A 410-nucleotide genomic window follows, 5' to 3' on the forward strand; every position below is an offset into this window, starting at 1 on the left:
TCGTCGACGGTCATCGCGCCCTCGTGGGGACGCCGGGACAGGTCGATGCCGAGCTCCTCCGCCGCGCGGAAGACGTCCTCGTCGGTGTCCCTCATCTCGATCGACATGCCGTCGCTGGAGAGAACCTCGACGTTCAGGCAGAGCGACTGCATCTCCTTGATGAGGACCTTGAAGGACTCGGGAATGCCCGCCTCGGGGATGTTCTCGCCCTTGACGATGGCCTCGTAGACCTTCACACGGCCCTGCACGTCGTCGGACTTGATCGTCAGCAGCTCCTGCAGCGCGTAGGCGGCGCCGTACGCCTCCAGGGCCCACACCTCCATCTCACCGAAGCGCTGGCCGCCGAACTGCGCCTTACCACCCAGCGGCTGCTGGGTGATCATCGAGTACGGACCGGTCGACCGGGCGTG

At 66.1% G+C, this 410-nt stretch carries 1 pseudogene; it reads right to left on the minus strand.

Annotated elements, in window-relative coordinates:
* Positions 1-410 (minus strand): annotated as a pseudogene (locus tag HCK04_RS40620) (DNA-directed RNA polymerase subunit beta); the annotation flags it as partial.

The sequence above is a fragment of the Microbispora sp. CL1-1 genome, assembly GCF_012034195.1.
GTDB lineage: Bacteria > Actinomycetota > Actinomycetes > Streptosporangiales > Streptosporangiaceae > Microbispora.